The following is a 24,018-nucleotide window of genomic DNA, read 5'->3' as shown; positions in this document are numbered from 1 at the left end:
ATTAGTGGGTTGGCCGGCGCGCGCCGCGTAAGCGATGTCGAGCAACGCGAGTGCCAATGGGCCGTCGGAGATCGTGGTTCCCGGCGGCAACACCGACCCTGACAACGCCCGTTCGAGCGCAACCTTGAACTCACGCAGCAACTCGTCGTAGGACGTTTGCCGATGCGATGCATCGCTGAGCGCGTATTCCATTCCACGATCTCCGACGGCCCATTGGCACTCGCGTTGCTCGACATCGCTTACGCGGCGCGCGCCGGCCAACCCACTAATTACCTAGTGTCGCGGGCGTGCTTCGAGTTCTCGAGGTTCGCGGCAACTCAGGAAGCGGAAGCGCGCCCGCCGACACGGCATTTGAGAGCGGTCCGTTAGGCGCCGACCGCCGGGCTCAGCGGCCGAGCTTGCTAGCGGCGTAGTCGGCCGCTTGGTCGGTCATGCCGTTGGTCTTGTAGGCGCTGTGCGCGGCGCGGCTGAATCCCTGACCCGACGAGCACACCGGATCCTGCGGCGTGCACAGATCGAGGGTCTTGGCCGCGTAAGCCGAGCCGATGTTGATCGGCGGGGCGTCGCGATCGACCAGGTTCAGAAATCCGTTGGAGGGCTTGCCGAACAACGTGACCGCGGCGACGTGCGGAGCGACGCTGGGCGGCAACGGACCGCTGATCCCGGCGGGCAATGCGTAACCGGGCGGGACGTTGTCCGAGGTGATGTACGCCGCGATCGCAGCGCCTTGGGAATAGCCGCCGAGCACGATTTTGGTGGTGGGGCAGTTGTTGACGGTGTCCATGACCTTATTGGCGGCATCGGCGACGCCGTCGGCAGCCTGCGAGAAGTTCAGCGAGGCAGGGTAATTCACCGGATACACGTCGACTGAGCGGCCGCCCACGCGCGAGGTGAGGGCGTCGGAGAATTGCTGCCCGACGGTCCCGGGGCCGGGCGGCTCGAGAGTGCCGCGCGCGAAGATCACCTCGACGTCCGGGCACTGTCCATCGGCCGCGGCCGTGCTGATCGCCGGGGTCATGACCGCCGCTGCAGACAGCATCGTGACAACGGCTGCCCACTGCAGCAGTTTGGTTGCCGACTGCGCGCACCAAGCGATTGGCGATCTGCCATTGCGGGTCGTCTCGTGCACAGTGGGGCCTTTCGTTAAAAGCAAGATCGCTTTTTTGCAGCGTATGTGGTGGAAGACTCCACCGCAGCGTGGACTTCGGCGGCGATGCCGTTGGTCATCTTGATATCCGTCGTCGCGCTGGTCAAACTCAGCCTCTCCAACGCCGGGGATGGCTCGATTCATCCCTGGCGCGTTGGCCGTTGGGAAAACTGTGGGTGACGAGCGGGATTGCAGTCCGTCGATCGCCGACATAACCGCAGCTCAAGGTGACTTTATCAAGATCGCGCCGAGGCCGCCCGCCGCGGATTAGGTTTTCGCCCGAATTCGCAATACGCTTGCGCGCGATTAGTTCTCGACTCAGGAAAGCGGCCATGCCCCTTCAGCCCGTGCTGGTGCGCCCACGTCAGGTGCGCGGCGCCCAGCGATTCGCTTCCCGCGTTAAGTGTCCGACGGTCGGCCAGTGCTTCGACATCGAAGTCACTCGCGACGCCGACGGGTGGATGATCCGGATTCCCGAGATCGGTAGGACCACGCGTGCCCACCGCCGCGCCGTCGTCGAATTGGCGGCGCGGGAATGCATCGCGATGTGGACCGGCATTCCGATCGGCTACGTCGCCGTCCACGTCGACAGCGAGATCGGCTAGCGCCCTAACCTCGCTTATTGGCCGAGGTGTGTCTCGCGTGTGACCTCACCGCGACGATGAGCAGAAATGCTCATCACCATGACGGTGCTTGCGGTGTTCGCCGCGCTTGTCTTGGCCATGTCGGCCGGCTATTACTGCGGCCGGCGCTCGGGTCGCGCTCCGTCGACGTGGAAGAAGCGGACGAGCCGGATGGCGCTGGGACGGCGGGCGGTAAATCTGGCCGTGTTGGTCGCCGCACGGCGGATCGAGCGGCGATTCCGCACAGGGCCGCTGAGAGTCCTTGCGGCACTGGGATTGTTGCGCGGTAGCGTTACGCGGATGCGCTCCTACCGTGGTGCGCCAGGTTGGTGAGTGGGCGATATGTCAGCGCTTCAAGGCAAGCTCGTTTTCGTCACAGGTGCGTCGTCCGGGCTGGGCGCTGAGACGGCCCGGCTGTTATCACGCCAGGGCGCAACGGTTTTCGGCATCGGTCGCAACGCCGAACGGCTGGCCGGAGTGTTCGCCGACATCGAGCACGGCCGTCATGCGGTCGTGGACGTCGCGTCCCCCCAGGCGTGCAAGGACGCCGTCGAACAGTGTGTGCGGGAGTTGGGCGGCCTCGACGTCTTGATCAACATCGCCGGCCGACATCAGATGCGCCGAACCGAGTCGATGACCGACGACGACTGGGAACAAGACCTCGCGGTCAACCTCAACGGTCCGTTTCACCTGTGCCGGGCCGCATTGCCCCACCTGCTGGAGCGAGGCGGCAACATTGTCAATGTCAGCTCGATCGCCGGCGTCGAGGGCCAGGCATATTCGGCGGGCTACTGCGCGGCCAAGCACGGTCTGATCGGGCTGACGCGCGCTCTGGCCGTCGAGTACACGGCAGATCGCTTGCGGGTCAACGCCGTTTGCCCGGGCGGCATGCTGACCCCGCAGATCGAACAGTTCAGCGCTCCGGAGAACCCGAACTACGACCTCATCATGCGCACCGCCTCGCCGCGCGGCATGATGCAGCCGCTCGACGTGGCCAACGTGATCGCGTTCCTGGCGAGCGACGCCGCGGCGGCCGTCCATGGCGCCGTCTATCGGGTCGACAACGGCAAGGGCGCCGGCTAAACCGTCACGAACCGGTGAACCTCGGCTGTCGCCGCTCGGCGGTGGCCGACACACCTTCGACGAAGTCCGCGGTGGCCGCCAGCCGAATCTGCTCGGCCTGCTCCTTGGCCGTCGCCGCGCGCACTCGATCGGCCAGATCGCCACGCAACGTCTGGCGGATCGCGACCACGGCCAGGGGCGCGCTCGCGGCGATCTTCGCGGCCAGGGCGTGGGCGCCCGAGCGCACTTCGTCGTCGGCGGTCAACCGGTCGCACAAGCCGATGTGGGCCGCTTCCTGGCCCGGCACCTCGCGCCCGGTGTACAGCAAGTCCTGGGCGCGCTGCGACCCGACGACCGCCGGCAGCGTCACGGTGATCCCGAAACCCTGGTGCAGTCCGAGGAGGCTGAAGTTCGCCACGAAGCGGGTGGACGGACCGGCGACGCGGAAGTCAGCGACCAACGCCAACCCGAGGCCGCCGCCGACGGCCGCACCCTGCACCGCGGCGACGATCGGGGTGTGGGTGGCGAACAGACGCGCCGCCTCCTCATACAGCGAACCCGTCGACCCTTCCACCGTCGGCTCAGTCCCGCTCAGTGCTCCTGGCAGATCCGCACCCGCACAGAAGTGCCGCCCCGCCGAGCAGAGCACGATCGCGCGCGCGTCCGGGTCGGCATCTAGGCGTTCGAAGACATCGGCCAGCCCGCCGATCAGCGCGGCATCGAAATGGTTGCGTGGGCCGCGCTCGAACTCGACGGTGGCGACGTGGTCGTCGGAGACCTCGACGCGAATCTGGTGACTCATCAGGCAGCCCGCGCCGACCACGTGAAGCTCTGCATCTCCGGGATGCGCGACGTGAGCATCGCGGCGACGCTGCGACCGATTTGATCCGCCACGGCCAGGGGAGTGGCGGCATCGAGAAAGCCTTCGACCTCGACGCGCAACGTCCGTCCCGTCCACCGGGCGCGCGCGTGCGCATGCTGCACCCCGGCGACCTCGATGGCGGTGGCCTCGGCCGCGGTGATGATCTCCGGGTCGACGCCGTCGAGCAGGCGATGGGCGATGTCGGACGTCACCTCCCACCCGACGTGGCAGATGAAACCCGTCACGACGACGCCCGCGACGGCGTCGGCCCACGCCCAGCCGAGGGCGACGCCGATCAGGCCGAGCATGGCTCCGGCGGAGGACAGGGCGTCCAGCCACGAATGCTTGGCATCTGCCACCATCGTCGCGGACCGGATGCGACGGCCCACGGTCAGTTTGTAGCGGGCCACGAGTTGGTTGCCCGCGATCCCGACGATTGCGGCCGCGATGCCCCAGCCGACGTGGCCGGTGCCGCCGCGGTTGATCAACTTCTCGATGCTCTCGTAGCCGGCGACCACGGCGCTACTCCAAATAACCAGCGCCACACCAATTCCCGCGAGGTCCTCGGCACGTTGGTAGCCATACGGGTAACGCTCGGTCGGAAGGTGGCGCGAGGCTCGGAACCCCACGAACACCAGCACGCTCGTCGAGACATCCGACAGGTTGTGCAACGCGTCCCCCAGCAGCGCCACCGACCCCGAGACCAACGCGATGACAAGTTCGACCAGTCCGGTCAGCGCGAGTCCCAGGGCGCTGATCGCGACGGCACGGTTGGCCTGCCGGCGTTCGCTTGCATCGTCGGTCGTGATGTCGAGTGGGAAGCTGGTCGCGGGGTCCCGGACTCCGTTGATCTGATGCATACCGACAAGGATGCCCGTTGTCTGCGGGGTCGGAAAGACTGGGCTCAGTCGGCCAACGCCCGTCCCACAATCAACGGATCCGGCTCGCCGACGACGTCGAGATCTTTGTCGTCGTAGTCGAAGCTGGCGAGCACATAACGCATGGCGTTGATCCGGGCCCGCTTCTTGTCATTGCTTTTGACCACAATCCACGGCGCAGCATCGGTGTCGGTCGCGGCGAACATCTCCTCCTTCGCCGCGGTGTAGTCGTCCCATTTGTCCAGGGATTCCATATCTGTCGGGGAAAACTTCCACTGCCTAACCGGATCCACGAGACGAATGGCGAAGCGGGTGCGTTGCTCGGCCGGGGACACCGAAAACCAGAACTTGGTCAGACATATGCCGTCGCTGACCAACATGTTTTCGAAAGACGGTGCCTGCCGGAGGAATTCGGCATGCTCCTCGGGAGTGCAAAAGCCCATTACCTTCTCGACTCCGGCGCGGTTGTACCAGGACCGGTCGAACAAGACCATTTCGCCGCCAGCCGGGAAATGGTTGATGTAGCGCTGAAAATACCACTGCGTCTTCTCGCGTTCGGTCGGCTTCTCCAACGCGACCACTCGGGCGCTGCGCGGGTTGAGGTGCTCCGTGAATCGCTTGATGGTGCCGCCCTTTCCCGCCGCGTCGCGACCTTCGAACACGATGACGTGACGAGCGCCGGTCCGCTTGCCGTGCTGCTGCAGCTTCAATAGCTCGATCTGCAGCTTGCGCTTGAGACGGTCGTATTCGTCGCCGGGCATTCGGTGGTCGTACGGATATCGCTCGCGCCACGTGTCGATGTGCCCACCGTTCCGGTCGAGAAGAACGGGATCGTCGTCGTCGGTGTCGTCGACCGTGTATCCGTGCTCCGGCGTCGACAGGGTCTCCAGATCTATCTCGGCCATATCTCGACGCTAGCGCGGATCGGGGTGACGCGACCCTTGACCTCAACAAGGGTTGCGGTTCTAGCCTGGTCACCATGGCTCGTAATCACGCAACTTGGCCCGAGGACCTGGCCTCGATCGGCGCTCTCCGATTCGCCCGCCGTTCCGCGCATTTCGAGGAGACGGTCCGCTTTTACCGCGACCTGGTCGGCCTGCCACTGTGCGCCACCTTCGGGGAGAGCTTCGGCAGCACCGGTGCGATATTCGGCTTGCCCCGGTCGAATCTGACGTTCGAAATCGTTCAGGCCACCGAGCCCGTCGCGGTCGACAGCCACGAGCAGCTGTGTCTGTATTTCCCCGACCGGGCGGCGCAGCAACGGGCGACCGCCACGCTGGTGGCCTCGGGTGCCAACCCCGTTGAATCTCATCCGTATTGGGCCGCGACGGGGGCCGTCACCTATCGCGATCCGGACGGCAGGGAAGTGGTGTTCGCGCCGTTCGTCTTCGGCGTCAACGAACCCGCCGAAGGCGGCACGTCCGGCCAGTACTGGACCGCGCCCTAGAAAGCGGAAGACCACCGGGGTCGGGTCCACCGGTGGCCGTCCTTTAATCACGTCTGTTGTCAGTGCTTGAAGGCGTCCTTCACCTTCTCGCCGGCGTCCTTGAGGCTGGCCTTGGCCTGGTCGAGCTTGCCCTCGGCCTCGGTGTCGTGGTGGTCGGTGACTTTGCCCAGGGCCTCTTTGGCCTTCCCGGCGACGTCGTCGATCTTGTTGCTCACCTTGTCGTGGGCTCCCATGCGTATCAGCTCCCTCTTCCTTGGACACTGTGCTTCGCGTCGGGACTAGTACCCGGCAGTCGGACCCGCCAAACCGGGTGTGCGAGATTGGCACGATGCGGGTCGCCATCCTCGACGATTACCAGGACGTCGCGCTGACCATGGCCGACTGGTCGCAGGTGACGGACCGGGCGACGATCACCGTATTCAACGACCACCTCGACGACCCCGATGCGGTGGTCGAGCGACTCAAGGCCTTCGATGTGGTGTGCGTGATGCGAGAGCGCACACCGCTGTCGCGCGACGTGATCGAGCGGCTGCCCCAGCTGAAGATGATCGCGTCGACCGGGCCGTTCAACGCCTCCATCGACGTCGTGGCCGCCAAAGAACGCGGCATCTACGTCAGCGGCACCGGCGGCTACGTGGAGTCGACCGTCGAGCTCACCTGGGCGCTGATCCTGGCGACCGCCCGCCGGATCGTCGACGAGGCGGTGTCGGTGCGCGGCGGCGGCTGGCAGACCTCCGTCGGTTGGCAACTCGGCGGCGCGACCCTGGGCGTGCTGGGGCTGGGGCGGATCGGCAGTCGGGTCGCGCAGGTCGGCAGGGCGTTCGGGATGGACATCGTCGCGTGGAGCCCGAACCTGACCCGCGAGGCCGCCGAACAAGCCGGGGCCACCTATGTGTCGAAGGACGAGTTGTTCTCTCGCGCTGACGTTTTGACTGTCCATCTGGTGCTCAGCGAGCGATCCCGGGGTATGGTCGGCGCCGACGAATTAGCGTTGATGAAACCAACGGCGTTGCTAGTCAACACCTCTCGCGGACCGATTGTCGACGAGGCGGCTTTGGTCGACGCTCTGCGCTCGGGGCGCATCGCCGGTGCCGGCCTCGACGTCTTCGACACCGAGCCGCTGCCGGCGGGGCATCCGCTGCGCTCGCTGGACAACGTCACCGCTACCCCGCACATGGGCTACGTCGCCGAACAGGTCTACCGGGTCTTCTACGGCGAGGCCGCCGCCAAGATCGCCCGCTGGCTCAGTCAAAACGACTGACTTCGACGCGCGGCGACGCGACCACCAGGCGTCGAGGAGGCCGGTCACAGCCGACACCGCCGCGGCAAGGGCCCAGCCGATCAGAATGTCGACGACGAAGTGCTCGGCGGAGTACACCAGCACGAACGCCATCGCCAGCGGATAGGCGACCAGCAGCGGGCGCCAACCACGCCTGACTCGTCGCCACAGGAACATCGAAATCATCGCGGTCACCGCGGCGTGCAGCGAGGGAATCGCCGCGACCAGGTTGACGCTGGCCTGTCCAGAGTCGAGCAGCGCCCCGGCCGACTGCAGATGCAGCGTCCCCCAGCCACGGGTGGAGATGCGCTCCACGAACTGGTGAGCGCCGGGTTGGCTCATGTGCATTGCGCCCAGAAGTCCGCCGTCGGGAACGCCCGCGGCGCCACGGAACATGCACGGTGGGTTGGCCGGCCCGCCGGCGACCTCGGCCGGCGTACAGCTCGCGGCCGCCCACGGCGGCGCGGCCGGCAGGGCGACGTACCCGACGAGCGCGGCGAACGACAGCGCGACGAACCGCCGGACGAAGGCCGCCCACTCGGTTCGGTTGCGCAGCCACAGCACTCCGGCGACCACATACGGCAGCACGAAGAACGACATGTAGATGCCGCTGATGATGACTTCCCACCACGGCGGCTCGGCCATCTTGATGTGCTCTTGCAGCCAGACGGTCGGGACGTTACCGAAAAACAACCAGCGGTCCGCGGTCGGCTGGAATTGCCAGAGGGTCGGCGCACCGAACATGTCGGCCGCCCCGCGGCTGAAGTCGTAGAGCACCAGCACCAGGGCGAGCGGCAACCAGTCGCGGACCACCGCGAACACCTTGTGCCGTTGCCCGATGCTGGCCGCGATCAGGCCGGTCGCGATGTAGAGCAGCAGCAATTCGCGGTTGAACGCCAACCCGTTCACCGCGGACCGGTAGACCACGACCGCAGCCCAGCCGGTGACGGCGATGCGCCTGGCCCAGGTGAGCCGATGCGCGCCGCCGGATGGGTAAGACTCGACGACAGGTGGCGGTGGCGCGCAGGATGGCCGGCTGGGGTGGGGGCGTCCAGCAGGTTCGGTCTGGGGGTCACGGTTGAACGGCCGGACCCGGCGATCGGTTGTTACTGCCACTAGTCCAACCTTATCCTTTGCCGTCCGTTTTCCGTCTGTTCATTTTCACGGCCGTGTCGTATCTGGGCGCAGGATCGGCCAAACACGCTGTACGCGAACGGTTTAACGCTTCGCTCGCACGCTAGTTCGGGCGTCTATGGCGCAGCTGTGAATTCAGTGATCAAGGTGCATGAGTGCCAGCCACTGGCGTTGCACACTGCGTTCGCTGGCGGTGGCGATGATTCCGGACGGCGCGAACATCTTCGACGGCACCGGATCGTCTTCGGTCAGCGGCAAGCCGCCACCGCGAATTACCTTGAATATCACGATGATTGCCGCCACCAGCACGATCACCACGACCGCGGCGAAGATGATCGACAGCGTGCCCTGGATGAACGTGTTCCTGACCACGGCGGCCAGCTGATCGGCGGTCTTGGCCGACCCGAACGACGTCTTACCAGCCGCTTTGGCGGCCGCGTACTGGAAGTGTTGGGTCCAGTAGCCCACAGCGGGGTCGGCCGAGAAGATCTTCTGCCAGGACGCGGTCAGCGTCACGGTCAGGTCCCACAACAGCGGAAAGCCCGGAATCCACGCCCACTTCACATATCCCTTTTTGACGACGATCACCGTGACCACGGTCAACGCGATCGCGGCGAGGAGTTGATTGGCGATGCCGAAAAGGGGGAACAGCGTGTTGATGCCGCCGAGTGGGTCGGTCACGCCCATCAGCAGGATGCTGCCCCACGCGGCGGCCACGAGCAGGCTGCAGATCCAAACGCCCGGACGCCAGCTGGGATTGCGCAACTTGGTCAGCGGACCGCCGAGGTTGCCCAGCGCGTCGGAAAGCATGAAGCGTGCGACCCTGGTGCCGGCGTCGACGGCGGTGAGGATGAACAGCGCCTCGAACATGATCGCGAAGTGATACCAGAACGCTTTTAGGCCCGCGCCGCCCAAAACCCGTTGCAGCACTTCGGACATGCCGACCGCGAGCGTCGGTGCCCCACCCGTGCGCGACACGATCGATTTCTCGCCGACGCTCGCGGCGGCGTCTCGGAGTTCGCCGGCCGTCGTCGGCGACCCGGACAAGCCAAGGTGATTGACGTATTGGGCGGCGGTCGACGCGGTGCCGCCGGTGCGAGCGGCCGGCGCGTTGAGGGTGAAGTACAAGTGCTGGTCGAGGATTGACGCGCTGACGAGCGCCATCACCGCGACAAACGACTCGGTGAGCATGCCGCCGTAGCCGATCAGCCGCATCTGGCTTTCCTTCTCCAGCAGCTTCGGTGTGGTGCCCGACGAGATCAGCGCGTGGAAACCCGACAGGGCGCCGCAGGCGATCGTGATGAACAGGAACGGGAACAGCGATCCCGAAAAGACCGGCCCGCCACCGTGAATGGCGAAGCTGGAGACCGCGGGAGCGTGCATTAGCGGATGGGCGACGCAGATCCCGATCGCCAACAGCGCGATGGCTCCCACCTTCATGAACGTCGAAAGGTAGTCCCGCGGCGCGAGAAGCAGCCACACCGGCAGTACAGAGGCGACGAATCCGTACCCCACGATCAACCACGACACCGTCACCGGCGACAAGTTCAACCAGGATGCGCCCCAAGCGGTTTCGCCGACGATGTTGCCGGACGCCACTGCGAGCATCAGCAGCAGGAAGCCGATGATCGACACTTCGGTGACCCGTCCGGGCCTGATGAACCGCAGATAACAGCCCATGAACACGGCGATCGGGATCGTCATTGCGATAGAGAAAACGCCCCAAGGACTTTCGGCCAGCCCCCGGACCACCACCAGCGCCAGCACGGCGATGATGATCACCATGATGACGAATGCCCCGATCAGGGCGGCGGCACCACCGGTGATGCCGAGCTCGTCTCGGGCCATCTGACCGAGCGAGCGGCCACGGCGCCGGGTCGAAATCCACAAGACCAGGTAATCCTGTACGGCGCCGGCGAACACCGCGCCGACGATGATCCAGATGCTGCACGGCAGGTAGCCCATCTGGGTGGCCAGCACCGGCCCGACGAGTGGCCCGGCCCCGGCGATCGCGGCGAAGTGGTGGCCGAACAACACGCGCCGGTCGGTCGGCACGTAGTCCGTGCCGTCGTCGAAAACCTCTGCGGGAGTGGCGTGATCGTCGCGCGGACGGACGATCTTCGCCTCGATCAACCGCGCGTAGAATCGGTAGCCGATGACGTAGGTGCAGATCGCCGCGACGACGAACCACACCGCGTTGACCGTCTCGCCGCGAACGAAAGCGATCACCGCCCAGGCCACTGCGCCGACGATGGCGATCAGGCCGAAGACGATCTTGTGGCGGGTGCCGATGGGGGAGCGGTCGACGATGGCGACCGGCGGCAGGTCGGCGTCGGTGTGGACGTAGGTCAGGTGTTCCGTGTCGGGCGTGTGCTCCGCTGGTGCTACCACTGCGCCTCCTGTCGTGGGACACGCCGGATTGGGCCGTGGCAGCTTAGCCCGTATACATGTCTCGTACGGTAACGATGGTGTCGACTTCGTCGGGTTGCTTGTCGTCGCGGTAGCGGACGACGCGGGCGAACCTCAACGCCAGACCGCCGGGGTAGCGCGACGACTTCTGCACGCCGTCGAGCGCGATCTCGACCACCTGCTCGGGGCGCAACTCGACGACGTATCCCTCGGTGCCGCCGACGGCCAACTCCTGAAACCGTGCGGTCTGCCACGCCAGCATCGCGTCGGTCATGCCCTTGAACGTCTTTCCGACCATCACGTAGTCACCGGTGGCGGGGTCGAGGGCGCCGAGGTGAATGTTGGACAGCTTGCCCTGTCGTCGACCGGATCCCCATTCCACCGCCAGCACTACCAGGTCCAGGGTGTGGACCGGTTTGACTTTCAGCCAGCCGGCGCCGCGACGGCCGGCTTCGTAGGGTGCGCTCAGCGACTTGGCCATCACGCCCTCGTGACCGGCGGCCAGCGTCGCGGCCAAGAAGTCTTGTGCGGCTTCGGGATCCGAGGTGATCAGCCGGTCGACCCGCTGCTGTGGGGGGGTGATGTCGGCGAGCGCCGCGGCGCGCTCGCTGGTCGGCGCGTCGAGCAGGTCGACGCCGTCGCGGTGCAGGATGTCGAAGAAGAACACCGACAGCGGCTGGGCGCCGCGGGCGGCCGCCACATCGACGGAGCGGCCGAACCGTGACCCGGTGACCTGGAAGGGCTGCGGCCGGCCGTCGGGGCGTAACGCGATCGCCTCGCCGTCGGCGATCAGATCGCGCACCGGCAGCGCCAGCGTCGCCTCGACCACCTCGGGCAGTCGGGCGGTGACGTCGTCGAGGCTGCGGGTGTACACCGTGACGCGATCGCCGGCCCGGTGGATCTGCACCCGGGCGCCGTCCAGCTTCGCCTCGAAAACCGCTGCGCCGCCGAGCTTCTCCAACGCCTCGCCGACACCGGTCGCGGTCTGCGCCAGCATCGGGCCGACGGGCCGACCGACCTGCAGGGTGAAGGCCTCCAGCGCCGCCGCTCCGCCGGACATGCCTGCCGCGGCGACCGCGGGTAGGGCCCCGCCGAGCATCGCCGCGCGACGGACGGGCGCGACCGGGATCTGGGTGGCCGCGGCGACCGCGTCCGCCATCACGCCGGCCAGCGCGCCCTGACGCAGCTCGCCGGTCAGCAGGCGGCGCAGGAACGTCTGCTCGACGTCGGTTGCCGACGAGAACAACCCGGCGACCAGCTCCGCGCGACGGGCCTGCGAGCCTTTGCCCGCGACCGCGCCGATCGTCGACAGTGTGGCGTCGACGCCGTGGACGGTCAGGCTCGGTTGCGCGGCGGCGGGCGGAATCGACCGCAACGCCGCCCAGCCCACCCCGATTTGGCGCTGCGGCAGCTCACCGGAGAGCCACGCCACCACGATCGCGACCACCGCGGGATCGGACTTGGCCTGGCGCAGCAATTCGGCGATCCGCGCGATCTTGGCGCGCCGCGAAGCCGAACCGCCCACGTCGACCGAGGTGGTCGCGACGTCAACAAGCAGCACGACCCACCTTTACATACCTGACCGACATCGTCACGCGCCGTCGCGATAACCTGCAGCTAGCTCGCGGGCACCGCCCGGACAAACAAGGAGGTTTGGATGGAGATCAACGGCAAGAAGGTCATCGTGATCGGCGGTGCCTCGGGCATGGGCCGCGCGAGTGCCGAATTGCTGCACGCCCGGGGCGCCAGCGTCGCGATTTTCGACCGTGAGGGATCGGACGGCAAAGACGTCGCGGCCGGAATCGGTGGCGACTTCTACCCCGTCGACGTCACCGACTTCACCGGGACCGAGGAGACGCTGAAGACCGCCGTCGAGAAACTCGGCGGTTTGCACGTCACGGTGACCACCGCCGGCGGCGGCATCGCCAAGCGCACGATGTCGAAGTCGGGTCCGCACGACCTCGAGTCCTTCCAGTCCGTCATCGATCTCAACCTGATCGCCTCGTTCAACATCAGTCGGCTGGCCGCCAGCTACATGAGCCAGAACGAGCCCGAGGACGAGGAGCGCGGCGTCATCATCAACACGGCGTCGATCGCGGCCTTCGAAGGCCAGATCGGGCAGGTCGCCTACACCGCCGCCAAAGCCGGCATCGCCGGGATGTGCCTGACGATGGCGCGTGACCTCGGGTCGCTGGGCATCCGTGTTCTGGCGATTGCGCCGAGCCTGTTCGCGACCGGGCTGACCAAGGGCATTCCGGACGAGTACGCCACCGCGCTGACCAAGGATGCCGCGTTCCCGAAGCGGCTGGGCCGCCCGGAGGAGTACGCCAAGCTGGTCGCGGCGATCGTCGACAACCCGATGCTGAACGGCCAGTGCCTGCGTCTGGACGCCGGTCAGCGCTTCGCACCCAAGTGATATTCCGCGAGACAGAAGCCATGGTTGTGGTCTGAGCTAAATCGCAGCCCTGGCTTCTGTCTCGCGACAATAACAGCCCGACCGACCACCCGGTTGGGAGGCGGCCCGCATTTAAGTACACTCTTTCCGACCGGCCAATGGCGTCCAAGAGGAAGGCCCTGCAATGGGTATCGCACTGACCGACGACCATCGGGAACTCGCCGAGGTCGCCCGGGGGTTTCTGACGTCGCAGAAGGCCCGCGCCGCCGCGCGGTCGCTACTGGATGCTCCGGAGGAGGCACTGCCGCCGTTCTGGCAGGCCCTCGTCGAACTCGGCTGGCTGGGTCTGCACATCGACGAGGAACACGGTGGCTCCGGCTACGGGTTGCCCGAACTCGTGGTCGTCATCGACGAACTCGGTCGCGCGGTGGCGCCCGGCCCGTTCGTGCCGACTGTCATCGCGTCGGCTGTGATCGCGAAAGACGGCTCCGCGGAACAGAAGTCGCGTCTGCTGCCGGGGCTGATCGACGGCACGGTCACCGCGGGCATCGGCCTGGGTGGGCACGTCAACCTCAGCAACGGCGTCGCCGACGGCGATGCCGGCATCGTGCTGGGCGCCGGCTTGGGTGATCTGCTGGTGATCGCGGCCGGTGACGACGTGCTGCTGATCGAGCGCGGCCGCTCCGGCGTCTCGGTCGAGGTGCCGGAGAACCTGGATCCGACCAGGCGCTCCGGGCGCGTCCGGCTGGACAAGGTCAGCGTCGGCGACGACGACGTCCTGCCCGGCGCGCACGACTCGCTGCTGGCGCGTGCCCGGACGCTGCTGGCCGCCGAGGCGGTCGGGGGAGCGGCTGACTGTGTCGATGCCGCCGTCGAGTACGCGAAGGTGCGTCAGCAGTTCGGCCGCACCATCGCCACCTTCCAGGCGATCAAGCACCACTGTGCCAACATGCTGGTCGCCTCGGAGTCGGGTATCGCCTCGGTGTGGGACGCCTCACGCGCCGCCTCCGAAGACGAGGAGCAGTTCCGGCTCGCCGCGGCTTCGGCTGCGGCACTGGCATTTCCGGCGTACGCACGCAACGCGGAGCTGAACATCCAGGTGCACGGCGGGATCGGGTTCACCTGGGAGCACGACGCGCACCTGCACCTGCGCCGTGCGTTGGTCACGACGGCGCTGTTCGGCGGTGACGCGCCCGCCGAGGACGTGTTCGAGCGCACCGCCGCCGGCGTCACCCGGGAGAACAGCCTGGACCTGCCGCCCGAGGCGGAGGAAATGCGGACCCGGATCCACGCGGACGTCGCCGAGTTCGCCGGGCTGGACAAGCAGGCCCAGCGCGACAAGCTGATCGAGACCGGCTACGTGATGCCCCACTGGCCCAAGCCGTGGGGGCTGGCCGCCGACGCGGTGGAACAGTTGGTCATCGAAGAGGAATTCCGCGCCGCGGGCATCAAGCGCACCGACTACGGCATCACCGCCTGGGTGATCCTGACCCTGATCCAGCACGGAACACCGTGGCAGATCGAGCGATTCGTCGAGAAGGCGCTGCGCAAAGACGAGATCTGGTGCCAGCTGTTCTCCGAGCCCGAGGCCGGTTCGGACGCCGCGTCGATCAAGACCAAAGCGACCCGGGTGGACGGCGGCTGGAAGATCAACGGGCAGAAGGTGTGGACCAGCGGAGCGCACTACTGCGCCCGAGGTCTGGCCACCGTACGCACGGATCCCGATGCGCCCAAGCACGCCGGCATCACCACGGTGATCGTCGACATGAACGCCCCCGAGGTCGAGGTGCGTCCGCTGCGGCAGATCACCGGCGGAGCGGACTTCAACGAGGTGTTCTTCAATGACCTGTTCGTGCCCGACGAAGACGTCGTGGGGGAGCCCAACACCGGATGGACGGTCGCGCGGGCCACGCTGGGCAACGAGCGAGTCAGCATCGGCGGCAGCGGGTCCTTCTACGCGGGCCTGGCCACGCAACTGGTCGAGCAGGTCAAGGCCCAGCCAGATCGGTTGGCGGGCGGGCGAACTCGGGTGGGCTTATACCTGGCCGAGGAGAACGCCCTGCGGCTGCTGAACCTGCGCCGCGTCGCCCGCAGCGTCGAGGGCGCGGGCCCGGGCCCGGAAGGCAACGTCACCAAGCTGAAACTGGCCGACCACATGGTCGAGGGCGGTGCGATCTCGGCCGCGTTGGCGGGGCCCGAAACCGCGCTATACGACGGCGCCGGTGCGCTGGCGGGCCGACTGGTGATGAGCGCTCGGGCGATGGCGATCGCCGGCGGCACGTCGGAGGTGACGCGCAACCAGATCGCCGAGCGGATCCTCGGGATGCCGCGCGACCCGCTGATCAACTAGGCGCGAAACGCGGCGCGCCGCCGGGGCCGGGCTCGGGCAGAGCTTCGACACGCATCCCGCATGTCACCGAATCCGGTTCGCAGTCAACAATATTCGCAGCCACCCGCAGCCCGTCTTGCTCGTCCAGCTCGACAAGCGCGATGACGTAAGGCGTCTCGAGCTCGGGGTTGAACGCGTGGTAGTTGACCGTGTACGTGAATACCGAGCCCCGCCCCGAGACCGGCTTGGCCTCCAACGGGCCGCCGCAATCCCGGCAGGTGCCCGCCGCGGGGTGAACCCAGCGCGCGCAGTTGTCGCAGTGCTCGATCAGCAGCTGGGACGTCGTCTCGGTTGACACGGGCAATACAGTACACTCAATTCCCTCGGGTTGGTCTAACGGACGGCGTAGATGAGCTACTTCGAAAAAGACGCGATCATTTCCGGCATCGGTATCTCCCGAATCGGCCGTCGTACCGGTATTCCCGGGCTGGACCTCACGATGGAATCGGTCCGTGCCGCCATCGAAGACGCCGGCTTGGCCCCCAGCGACATCGACGGGATCGCCACCCTCGGTGACACTCCGGCCGCTGACGTCAACGCCGCGCTGGGCATCGACGCCCCCGACTGCGGGACGGGTTTCAGCACGGGCGGTCTATTGAATCCGGTGATCTCGGCGTGCCGCGCGGTCTCCGAAGGCCATGCGCGGCACGTCATCATCTACCGGACCATCCAAATGCTGGGCGGCACCGTCCCGGTCAAGCAGGACGAGAACGCACCGGCCCCGCCGATGGCGAAGATGTTCGAGACACCGGAAGGTGAGACGCCACCCGTCGTCGGTCCGATGGACGATGTCAGCGATCTCGTTGCCGCACAAGCATATTCGGCTGCGAACTGGCTGGCGCTGGTATGTCGCCGGCATATGGAACTCTACGGCACCACCAAAGAACAGCTGGGCTGGCTGGCGATCAACAGCCGACTCAACGCCGCGCTGAATCCCCGTGCGGTGTACCGCGATCCGATGACGATGGCGGACTACCTGGGCGCGCGGCCGGTGTCATCGCCTCTTGGGCTGCTGGACTGCGACGTGCCGATCGACGGCTCGATCGCGCTGGTGGTGTCGGCCGCGAGCTATGCCGCGGACTGCCCGCATCGCGCGGTGAAAGTCGAGGCCGTCGGGGGCAGCAACGGCGCGGGCGGCTGGTTCCACCGCGACGACTACCCGAAGATGGCGTCGGCCGATGCGGCGGCGCAGATGTGGTCGCGGACCGATCTGACCCCCGCCGACCTGAACCTCGCCGAACTCTACGACGGGTTCACCTTCCTCACCTTCGCCTGGCTGGAAGCCCTGGGCATCTGCGGCGACGGCGAAGCCGGACCCTTCGTCGAGGGCGCGGAACGCATCGCGCTCAACGGCGCCCTGCCGTTGAACACCTACGGCGGCCAGCTGTCGGCGGGGCGCATGCACGGCTACTGGCTGCTGCACGAAGCCTGCCTGCAGTTGCGCGGCGAAGCGGGCGAGCGGCAGGTGTCGCGTCGGCCGGAGGTCGCCGTCGCCGCCGTGGGCGGTGGGCCGATCGCCGGATGCTTGCTGCTGACATGCTGAACCACTGTGCGCGGGCGTGCAATTGAGCGGTAAGGCTCTCACGGACAAGCGCGCTTCCCAGATCGCGCGTCGCATCGAAGCCGACATCATTCGCCGCGGCTGGCCGACCGGGACGTCGCTCGGCTCGGAACAGGCATTGCAGGAACGCTTCCAGGTGAGTCGTTCGGTGCTGCGGGAAGCGGTTCGACTCGTCGAGCATCATCAGGTGGCGCGCATGCGCCGCGGCCCGAACGGCGGCCTGCTCATCTGCGAGCCCGATGCTGCCCCTGCTACCCACGCGATAATCATCTACCTGGAATACCTGGGCATCACGATCGGCGATTTGCTCGACGCCCGGTTGCTGCTGGAACCGCTGGCCGCATCCCGGGCCGCGCAGCGGATCGACGAAGCGGGCATCCAGCGGCTGCGGGGGGTTCTTCAGGCCGAGCAGGGCCGGCGACCGTCCAGCGACGAATTTCACACCGTTCTCGCCGAGCAGTCGAAAAACCCAGTGCTGCAACTGTTTATCGACATACTCATGCGGCTGACCGTTCGATACGCCGAAGGTGCGCGACCGGACTCCGCCAGCGACGCCGTCGAGGCACTCGAGCACCGCCACCGCGATCACTCGGCCATCGTCGCCGCCGTCACCGCCGGCGACGCGGTCCGCGCGATGACGCTGAGCGAGCAACATGCGGAGTCGGTGACCAACTGGCTGAAAGATCGTCACCAATCCGGTTCACGTCGACGCCGCAGCGCCAATGGCGTAGCGCCACAAGGCAAGCTCGCCGAGGTGCTGGCCGCCACCATCCGCGACGACATCGCCAGCAGCGGCTGGCAGGTCGGCGAAGTGTTCGGCAGTGAGCTCGCGTTGCTCGAGCGGTATCAGGTCAGCCGCGCTGTGCTCCGAGAAGCGGTGCGGCTGTTGGAGTATCACGCCGTCGCCACCACCCGGCGCGGGCCCGGCGGCGGTCTGGTGGTGGCAGAACCCCAGGCGCAGGCCAGCGTTGACACGATCGCCCTATACCTGCAATACCGGCGGCCCCGCCGCGAAGACCTGACCCTGATTCGCGATGCCATCGAGATCGACAACGTCGCCAAGGTGGTCTCGCGCCACGACGCGCCCGAGGTGCGGGCCTTCCTCGACGGCCAACGGCTGACAATCGAGCAAGCCGGCGACAGTCCAGGCAAGGCCGGCGTCGAGGAGTTCCTGTTCCACGCCGGACTGGCGATGCTGGCCGGCAACGCCGTGCTGGAGTTGTTCCTGCGGATCCTGGTCGAGGTATTCCGTCGCTACTGGGCCAGTACTGACCAGCCGGTCCCGAGCCACGCCGATCTCGCCGATGTCCGGCACGCTCACCTACGCATCATCGAGGCGATTGGCCAGGGCGACGAGGCCCTGGCCCGGCACCGCATCCGACGCCACCTCGACGCGGCCGCATCCTGGTGGCTGTAAATCAGGTTGCGCCGGCAGTCCCGCTGCGTCTACGCTCGGCGACGTGCAACATCTTCTCGTAGTAGCCAGCACCCGCAGCGGGGTCTGATCCAGACCGACCCCCCGCTGTGGGTCGGAAGCTACTACCCGTCGGTCACTCCCTAAGACCAGAGAAGACCGGCACATGACCATCACTTTCGCTCCAGAATCGTCGACATTGCTGTTCGACGGTGTCCCTCTGCCCCGCGGGCTCCGGGAAGACGCAGACGCCATGTCGTGGAGCACCTTCAGCGCCACCTACGCGCCGAGCACCGGGCCGGTGCGGCTGGGGCAGTGGCACTGCGCCGACAACGGCCGTCCGGCCGGCCGGCTCGGACCGCGAACCTTCCAGGCCACGCTGACGCTTGGCGAGCGCATCGAAACCGCCACCGCCACCGCGAGCGGTCCCGTCGCCGCGCTGACCGCGATGCTCTACGAGCACGGCGTCTCGGTCGAGATGCTGCGGTTCCATCAGTTGCAGTCCGACGACACCACCGCGACGTTCATCCAGGGCACCGACGGCTCCCGCGCCGAATGGGCGATGGGCTACGCGCAAGATCCGACGGAGTCCGCCTTGTCGGCCGTCATCGCCTGCGCGAATCGGCTCTACGCCGAGAACCGCTAGAGGCGTCGCAGCACGATCGGCATGCCGTCCATCGGGATCGGCATCCCGCCGTAGTCCCAGCGCGGCTGGTAGCCGGGGCGGGCGAGTTCGAGACGGTAGCGGCGCAATAGCCGGTGCAGGATGGTTTTCACCTCGAGGCGGCCGAACACCATGCCGATGCACTTGTGTGCGCCACCGCCGAACGGCGCGAACGCGTAGCGGTGCTGCTTGTGCTCCGAGCGCGGCTCCAGGAATCGTTCCGGGTCGAACTTCATCGGGTCGGTCCACAGCTCGGGCAGCCAGTGGTTGGTGCCCGGCCAGGTGACCACGTTGGTGCCGGCCGGCAGGTAGTAGCCCAGCAGGTCGGTGTCGCGCACGGTCTGGCGCATGTTGAACGGTAGCGGCGTGACGAGCCGCAGCGACTCGTCCATCACCAGGTCGAGAGTCTCCAGCTTCTCCAGCGCCTCGATGTCCAGCGGGCCGTCGCCGAGCCGGTCCGACTCGTCGCGACAGCGTTCCTGCCACTCCGGGTTGGCGGCCAGGTTGTAGGCCATCGTCGTGGTCGTCGACGTCGAGGTGTCGTGGGCGGCCATCATCAGGAAGATCATGTGGTTGACGATGTCCTCGTTGGTGAAGCTGTTTCCGTCCTCGTCCTCGGTGTGGCACAACACCGAAAGCATGTCGGTGCCGCCGGCGTTGCGGCGCTGTTCCTTCACCCGCGCGACGAAGTAGTCCTCCAACAGCTTGCGGGCCCGCAGCCCGCGCCACCACTTGAACGGCGGGACGCTGGTCCGGATGATCGCGCCGCCCGCCCGGGTGGTCGTGGTGAACGCCTGGTTCACCTTGGTGACGAGGTCGTGGTCGGTGCCGGGCTCATGTCCCATGAACACCACCGACGCGATATCAAGGGTGAGTTCCTTCATCGCCGGGTGGAACAGGAAGCGGGCGTCATCGGTCGGGAAGCCGGCCACCACCGAGGTGGCCACCGCGTCGATGTGGTCCACGTAGCCGGTCAGCCGGCTGCGGGTGAAGGCCTCCTGCATGATCCGGCGGTGGTACATGTGCTCGTCGAAGTCGAGCGTCATCAGGCCGCGGTTGAAGAACGGCCCGATGACCGGGTCCCAGCCCCTCTGCGAGAACTCCTTGTTGCGGTTGGAGAAGATTGCCTGGGTGGCGTCCGGGCCAATGGCGATCACCGAGGGCAACGCCGCGGACTCGGCGTAGAACACCGGTCCGCGGGTGTTGTACAGGTGCATGACGAAATTGGGCCCCCCGCGGAAGGTTTCGATGATGTGGCCCAGCACCGGGAGTCCGCTGTCGCCCATCACTGGCTTGAGGCCGCTGCCGGCCGGCGGCGCCGCCAGTTCGCGCTGGGGCCAGTCGACGTTCAAGAGCCGTTTCTCCAGCAGGCCCATGCCCGGGATGGTGTTCATCGTCGGGGTGAACCGGCGCTTGGCCTGGTCGAGCAGATACTCGGCGGTGTTGACGGTCGCCATTGACACTCCTTCATGGGGGCGTGATCGACTGTGTGGCAGGCGTCACCAACTGCCATCCTCAAGGGAAACTTGACGGCTGTCAAGTTTCCCTTTGCGCGTGGCGTAGTGCAAGGTCGTAAGGGTGCGCATCGAGCAAGGGGGCGACCGGGTGACCGATCAGGTCTCGGCTGTGCAGGTTCCGCGGCGTCGGGGTGATCGACAGCGGCACGCGATCGTTCAAGCGGTGCGCGAGTTGCTGGAGGAAAAGCCGTTCGCTCAGTTGTCGGTGAGCACGATCAGCGATCGTGCCGGCGTGGCCCGGTCCGGGTTTTATTTCTACTTCGACTCCAAATACGCGGTACTCGCGCAGATCCTGGCCGACGCGACGCAGGAACTCGAGGAGCTCACCGAGTACTTCGCCCCGCGCGGCGTCGACGAGACCCCGGCGGCATTCGCCGAGCGGATGGTCGGAAGCGCGGCGGCGGTCTACGCCCATAACGACCCGGTGATGTCGGCGTGCAACGCCGCGCGCAACACCGACGCCGAGATCCGCGACCTGCTCGACCAGCAGGTCGAGGGCGTCGTCCAACAGATCATCGGCATCGTCGAGGACGAACTACGAGCCGGCACCGCTCACCCGATCAGCGACGACATCCCGACCCTGGTGCGAACCCTGTCGGTCACCACGGCGCAGTTGCTGTCGGGGGATAGCGCATATCTGGGGGATCACGGCGACGTCCAGCGAGGCGTCAAGGTGCTCGAGGCGTTGTGGCTCAACGCGTTGTGGGGCGGCTCGGTCAACTCGTAGCGTTACCGCCGGTATCGTCACTGCTCATGTCAAAGAAGACGTTTGCGGGTAAGCGGTGTCTGATCACCGGCGCGGCGAGCGGCATCGGACGCGCGACCGCGCTGCGGCTGGCGAGCCAGGGCGCCGAGTTGTACCTGACCGATCGAAACGCCGACGGCCTGGCCGAGACGGTGAATGAGGTTCGCGCACTTGGCGCCCAGGTACCCGAGCACCGAGCGCTTGACGTCGCGGACCACGACGCGGTCGCAGCATTTGCGGCGGCGATTCACGCCGACCATCCCAGCATGGACGTCGTGATGAACATCGCGGGTGTCTCGGCATGGGGAACCGTCGACCGACTGTCGCACGAACAGTGGGAAAAGATGATCTCGATCAACCTGATGGGCCCGATCCACGTCATCGAAAACTTCGTTCCGCCAATGGTTGCGGCGCGCAACGGCGGGCACCTGGTGAACGTGTCCTCGGCGGCGGGGTTGATCGGCCTGCCGTGGCATGCCGCCTACAGCGCCAGCAAGTTCGGGTTGCGCGGATTGTCCGAGGTGCTGCGATTCGACTTGGCCCGCTACCGCATTGGGGTGTCGGTGGTCGTGCCCGGCGCCGTGCGGACCGGCCTGGTGAACACCGTCGAGATCGCCGGCGTCGACCGTGACGACCCGCAGGTGAGCCGCTGGATCGATCGCTTCAGTGGCCACGCGGTGTCACCCGAGAAGGCCGCCGACAAGATTCTGTCCGGTGTCGCCAGGAACCGGTTCCTGATCTACACCTCCGCCGACATCCGCGCGTTGTACGCGTTCAAACGTGTTGCGTGGTGGCCGTATAGCGTGGCGATGCGGCGGGTGAACCTGTTGTTCACCAAGGCGCTCAAGCCGGCTCCGGCATCTGTAGTTCGACTCTCACCCCGAGCAGCCGAATAGGCCTGTCGAGTTCGAAGAGATCCAGCACCCGCAGCGCGGCCGCGACGATGCTGTCGGCGTCGGTGGTCGGCGCGTCGAGCTTGCGGATCTTCGTCCGCGTGTAGAACGTGCTGGTGCGCACCGTCACGGCCACCCGGGTGACGATCCGCTCGTCGGCCACCACTTCGCGCAGCGCGCGGCTGGCCAATTCGGTTACCGCTGAATCCATTTCGGTCCGGTCGGTGAGGTCGTGCGGGAACGTGACGACGTGGCTGCGTGAGCGCGGTACCCACGGTTCGGAGCTCACGGTGTCGTCGCCGCCGCCGTTGGCCAGTAGCAGCAACCACAACCCGGTTCGGGGGCCGAATGTCGAGGTGAGCAGTTCGGCATCGGTGTGGGCCAACTGCCACACCGTCGTGATGTCCAGGCCGGCAAGCTTTTTCGCTGTCTTGGGACCCACGCCCCACAAGGCGTCGACGGGCCGGTCGCCCATCACCGTCATCCAGTTCGACTCGGTCAGTGTGTAAACGCCGGCCGGCTTGGCGAAACCGGTCGCCACCTTGGCGCGCTGTTTGTTGTCGCTGATGCCCACCGAACATGACAGCCCGGTGGACTCGGCGATCACCGTGCGGATCTGCTCGGCCAATTCGGCGGGGTCGTCGACATCAGCGCCGAGATACGCCTCGTCCCAACCCCATACCTCCAGCGGATGGCCAAGATCGCGCAGCAGCGCCATCACTTGTTCGGACGCCGCGTCGTAAGCCTCGGGATCCGATGGCAAGAACGTGGCGTCCGGGCAGCGCCGGGCCGCGGAGCGCAGCGGCATGCCCGCGTGCACACCGAATTCGCGTGCCTCGTACGAAGCGCAGGTCACCACCTTGCGGGCTTCCGTCGGATCGCCGCTACCGCCGACGATGACTGGCAGCCCGACCAATTCGGGATGCCGGCCCAATTCAACCGAGGCCAGAAACTGGTCAAGGTCGATGTGCAGGATCCAGCGTGGCTTCATCGCCCACAAAGCTTGCGCGCCAAGCTTTCCCACGCATCGCCGAGCGCCTGCAGGGATTGACCGCGTTGCATCAGCTGGTGCTCGACGTGGTCAGCCTGCAGCAGTGCCAGCAGGGCGTCGGTCTGCGCGTCCAGGTCGCCGGTAGTGCCGGCCGCGGCCAGCAGCATCCGGACATGCGTATGCAGCACGGTCGCGGCCGCGCCGTAGCGGGACTGGGGGTCGCGGTTGGCGGCCACCAACAGTTCGTGGTGAGTGTGCGTGAACTTCAGCCGGGCCCGCCCGAACGCCAGGAGCCGCTCCAGGGGTGGCGCATCGGGCCCGAGCGGCGGCGGGCCGAACATAAAAGCCTGCTGGTTGGCCCGTTCGTCCTCGTCGAGCAGCACCATCATCAGTCCCGACCGGCTGCCGAAGCGGCGGAACACAGTGCCTTTGCCGACGCCGGCGGCTCCGGCGATGTCGTCCATGGTCACCGCGTCGGCGCCGCGCTCGTCGATCAGCCGCCGCGCCGCGTCCAGCAGCAGGGCGCGGTTGCGGGCCGCGTCGCCGCGCTCGTGCGGTGCGGAAACCGGCAGGTCGCGAACCGGGTCGACGGCTTTCACAAAATTACT

Annotated in this window: 24 protein-coding genes and 1 pseudogene; 12 read left to right on the top strand and 13 right to left on the bottom strand. The window is 66.9% G+C overall.

Annotated elements, in window-relative coordinates:
• Both A5658_RS24475 and A5658_RS24470 read right to left on the bottom strand, forming a co-directional pair.
• On the bottom strand, window positions 1-192 hold a 192-nt coding region (locus A5658_RS24475), incomplete at its 3' end, for a hypothetical protein (RefSeq protein ID WP_156751242.1).
• A 193-nt stretch (window positions 193-385) separates the two neighbouring features.
• Window positions 386-1,039, bottom strand: a complete 654-nt coding sequence (locus A5658_RS24470) for a cutinase family protein (protein WP_067341491.1) — start codon at window positions 1,037-1,039, stop codon at window positions 386-388.
• Window positions 1,040-1,608: 569 nt separating this feature from the next.
• Here A5658_RS24470 and A5658_RS24465 point away from each other — a divergent pair.
• The 3 genes from A5658_RS24465 to A5658_RS24455 all read left to right on the top strand — a co-directional run bounded on the left by A5658_RS24465 (window position 1,609) and on the right by A5658_RS24455 (window position 2,853).
• A complete protein-coding gene (locus A5658_RS24465; RefSeq protein ID WP_067341488.1) occupies window positions 1,609-1,752 on the top strand; it encodes a long chain fatty acid-CoA synthetase Faa4p in 144 nt (47 codons plus the stop codon).
• A 66-nt stretch (window positions 1,753-1,818) separates the two neighbouring features.
• Window positions 1,819-2,103, top strand: coding sequence for a hypothetical protein (locus A5658_RS24460; protein WP_231997430.1), 285 nt, complete (start codon window positions 1,819-1,821; stop codon window positions 2,101-2,103).
• 9 nt (window positions 2,104-2,112) lie between these two features.
• Entirely contained in the window at window positions 2,113-2,853 is a 741-nt protein-coding gene (locus A5658_RS24455; protein WP_067341481.1) for an SDR family NAD(P)-dependent oxidoreductase, read from the top strand.
• Window positions 2,854-2,857: 4 nt separating this feature from the next.
• Here the strand turns inward: A5658_RS24455 and A5658_RS24450 are convergent, their stop codons facing one another.
• Genes A5658_RS24450 through ppk2 form a run of 3 tightly spaced genes read right to left on the bottom strand, consistent with a single transcriptional unit; the run spans window position 2,858 to window position 5,477 of the window.
• The gene (locus tag A5658_RS24450; protein ID WP_067341476.1) at window positions 2,858-3,634 is read right to left on the bottom strand and encodes an enoyl-CoA hydratase/isomerase family protein; all 777 of its coding nucleotides are present in this window, start codon (window positions 3,632-3,634) and stop codon (window positions 2,858-2,860) included.
• On the bottom strand, window positions 3,634-4,554 hold the full coding sequence (locus tag A5658_RS24445) for a cation diffusion facilitator family transporter (RefSeq protein ID WP_067341423.1): 921 nt from the start codon (window positions 4,552-4,554) through the stop codon (window positions 3,634-3,636). The genes A5658_RS24450 and A5658_RS24445 overlap by 1 nt, the downstream gene beginning before the upstream one ends.
• Window positions 4,555-4,598: 44 nt before the next feature.
• Window positions 4,599-5,477: a polyphosphate kinase 2 gene (ppk2, locus tag A5658_RS24440; protein ID WP_067341420.1), complete on the bottom strand. Its 879-nt coding sequence runs from the start codon at window positions 5,475-5,477 to the stop codon at window positions 4,599-4,601.
• A 74-nt stretch (window positions 5,478-5,551) separates the two neighbouring features.
• Between ppk2 and A5658_RS24435 the strand changes: the two genes are divergently transcribed.
• Window positions 5,552-6,019 carry a VOC family protein gene (locus A5658_RS24435; RefSeq protein WP_067341417.1) on the top strand — a complete coding sequence of 156 codons (468 nt, stop codon included), beginning with the start codon at window positions 5,552-5,554 and terminating at the stop codon, window positions 6,017-6,019.
• A gap of 59 nt (window positions 6,020-6,078) precedes the next feature.
• On the opposite strand, the gene A5658_RS24430 is transcribed toward A5658_RS24435, so the two are convergent.
• Window positions 6,079-6,252 (bottom strand): CsbD family protein, encoded by a 174-nt coding sequence (locus tag A5658_RS24430; protein WP_067341414.1) that lies wholly within the window; start codon window positions 6,250-6,252, stop codon window positions 6,079-6,081.
• 95 nt (window positions 6,253-6,347) lie between these two features.
• On the opposite strand from A5658_RS24430, the gene A5658_RS27770 reads away from it, so the two are divergent.
• On the top strand, window positions 6,348-7,280 hold the full coding sequence (locus A5658_RS27770) for a D-2-hydroxyacid dehydrogenase family protein (RefSeq protein ID WP_082993397.1): 933 nt from the start codon (window positions 6,348-6,350) through the stop codon (window positions 7,278-7,280).
• Window positions 7,281-7,325: 45 nt separating this feature from the next.
• Here A5658_RS27770 and A5658_RS29435 read toward each other — a convergent pair.
• The 3 genes and pseudogenes from A5658_RS29435 to A5658_RS24405 form a co-directional block, all read right to left on the bottom strand.
• Window positions 7,326-8,042 (bottom strand): annotated as a pseudogene (locus tag A5658_RS29435) (phosphatase PAP2 family protein); the annotation flags it as partial.
• Between the two features lie 525 nt (window positions 8,043-8,567).
• Window positions 8,568-10,823: a carbon starvation CstA family protein gene (locus tag A5658_RS24410; RefSeq protein ID WP_067341406.1), complete on the bottom strand. Its 2,256-nt coding sequence runs from the start codon at window positions 10,821-10,823 to the stop codon at window positions 8,568-8,570.
• 43 nt (window positions 10,824-10,866) lie between these two features.
• A complete protein-coding gene (locus A5658_RS24405; protein ID WP_067341403.1) occupies window positions 10,867-12,402 on the bottom strand; it encodes an ATP-dependent DNA ligase in 1,536 nt (511 codons plus the stop codon).
• A gap of 96 nt (window positions 12,403-12,498) precedes the next feature.
• Here A5658_RS24405 and A5658_RS24400 point away from each other — a divergent pair, with 96 nt between their 5' ends.
• Both A5658_RS24400 and A5658_RS24395 read left to right on the top strand, forming a co-directional pair.
• The gene (locus A5658_RS24400; RefSeq protein ID WP_067341400.1) at window positions 12,499-13,257 is read left to right on the top strand and encodes an SDR family NAD(P)-dependent oxidoreductase; all 759 of its coding nucleotides are present in this window, start codon (window positions 12,499-12,501) and stop codon (window positions 13,255-13,257) included.
• Between the two features lie 163 nt (window positions 13,258-13,420).
• The gene (locus A5658_RS24395; protein WP_067341396.1) at window positions 13,421-15,586 is read left to right on the top strand and encodes an acyl-CoA dehydrogenase; all 2,166 of its coding nucleotides are present in this window, start codon (window positions 13,421-13,423) and stop codon (window positions 15,584-15,586) included.
• Here the strand turns inward: A5658_RS24395 and A5658_RS24390 are convergent.
• A complete protein-coding gene (locus A5658_RS24390) occupies window positions 15,579-15,929 on the bottom strand; it encodes a Zn-ribbon domain-containing OB-fold protein (RefSeq protein WP_067341393.1) in 351 nt (116 codons plus the stop codon). The genes A5658_RS24395 and A5658_RS24390 overlap by 8 nt on opposite strands.
• A 45-nt stretch (window positions 15,930-15,974) precedes the next feature.
• Between A5658_RS24390 and A5658_RS24385 the strand changes: the two genes are divergently transcribed.
• The 3 genes from A5658_RS24385 (at window position 15,975) to A5658_RS24375 (ending at window position 19,246) form a co-directional block, all read left to right on the top strand.
• Window positions 15,975-17,168, top strand: coding sequence for a thiolase family protein (locus tag A5658_RS24385; RefSeq protein ID WP_067341389.1), 1,194 nt, complete (start codon window positions 15,975-15,977; stop codon window positions 17,166-17,168).
• Between the two features lie 16 nt (window positions 17,169-17,184).
• Complete coding sequence (locus A5658_RS24380; protein ID WP_067341386.1) at window positions 17,185-18,603, top strand: FadR/GntR family transcriptional regulator; 1,419 nt, start codon at window positions 17,185-17,187, stop codon at window positions 18,601-18,603.
• A gap of 163 nt (window positions 18,604-18,766) precedes the next feature.
• Window positions 18,767-19,246: a homocitrate synthase gene (locus A5658_RS24375; protein WP_067341383.1), complete on the top strand. Its 480-nt coding sequence runs from the start codon at window positions 18,767-18,769 to the stop codon at window positions 19,244-19,246.
• On the opposite strand, the gene A5658_RS24370 is transcribed toward A5658_RS24375, so the two are convergent.
• Entirely contained in the window at window positions 19,243-20,721 is a 1,479-nt protein-coding gene (locus A5658_RS24370) for a cytochrome P450 (RefSeq protein WP_067341380.1), read from the bottom strand. The two genes, A5658_RS24375 and A5658_RS24370, sit on opposite strands and share 4 nt — an antisense overlap.
• A gap of 127 nt (window positions 20,722-20,848) precedes the next feature.
• On the opposite strand from A5658_RS24370, the gene A5658_RS24365 reads away from it, so the two are divergent.
• Entirely contained in the window at window positions 20,849-21,508 is a 660-nt protein-coding gene (locus tag A5658_RS24365; protein WP_369830563.1) for a TetR/AcrR family transcriptional regulator, read from the top strand.
• Between the two features lie 26 nt (window positions 21,509-21,534).
• On the top strand, window positions 21,535-22,422 hold the full coding sequence (locus A5658_RS24360) for an SDR family oxidoreductase (RefSeq protein ID WP_067341376.1): 888 nt from the start codon (window positions 21,535-21,537) through the stop codon (window positions 22,420-22,422).
• Here the strand turns inward: A5658_RS24360 and A5658_RS24355 are convergent.
• Both A5658_RS24355 and A5658_RS24350 read right to left on the bottom strand, forming a co-directional pair.
• Complete coding sequence (locus A5658_RS24355; protein ID WP_067341373.1) at window positions 22,370-23,410, bottom strand: DNA polymerase IV; 1,041 nt, start codon at window positions 23,408-23,410, stop codon at window positions 22,370-22,372. The two genes, A5658_RS24360 and A5658_RS24355, sit on opposite strands and share 53 nt — an antisense overlap.
• On the bottom strand, window positions 23,407-24,009 hold the full coding sequence (locus A5658_RS24350) for a TetR/AcrR family transcriptional regulator (protein ID WP_067341370.1): 603 nt from the start codon (window positions 24,007-24,009) through the stop codon (window positions 23,407-23,409). Before A5658_RS24350 ends, A5658_RS24355 begins: the two co-directional genes overlap by 4 nt.
• Window positions 24,010-24,018 lie beyond the last annotated feature (9 nt).

The sequence above is a fragment of the Mycobacterium sp. 1245111.1 genome (genome assembly GCF_001673405.1).
Lineage (GTDB): Bacteria > Actinomycetota > Actinomycetes > Mycobacteriales > Mycobacteriaceae > Mycobacterium.
Note: the sequence above shows the minus strand (reverse complement) of the source record. Positions and strands in the feature narration are given on the sequence as shown.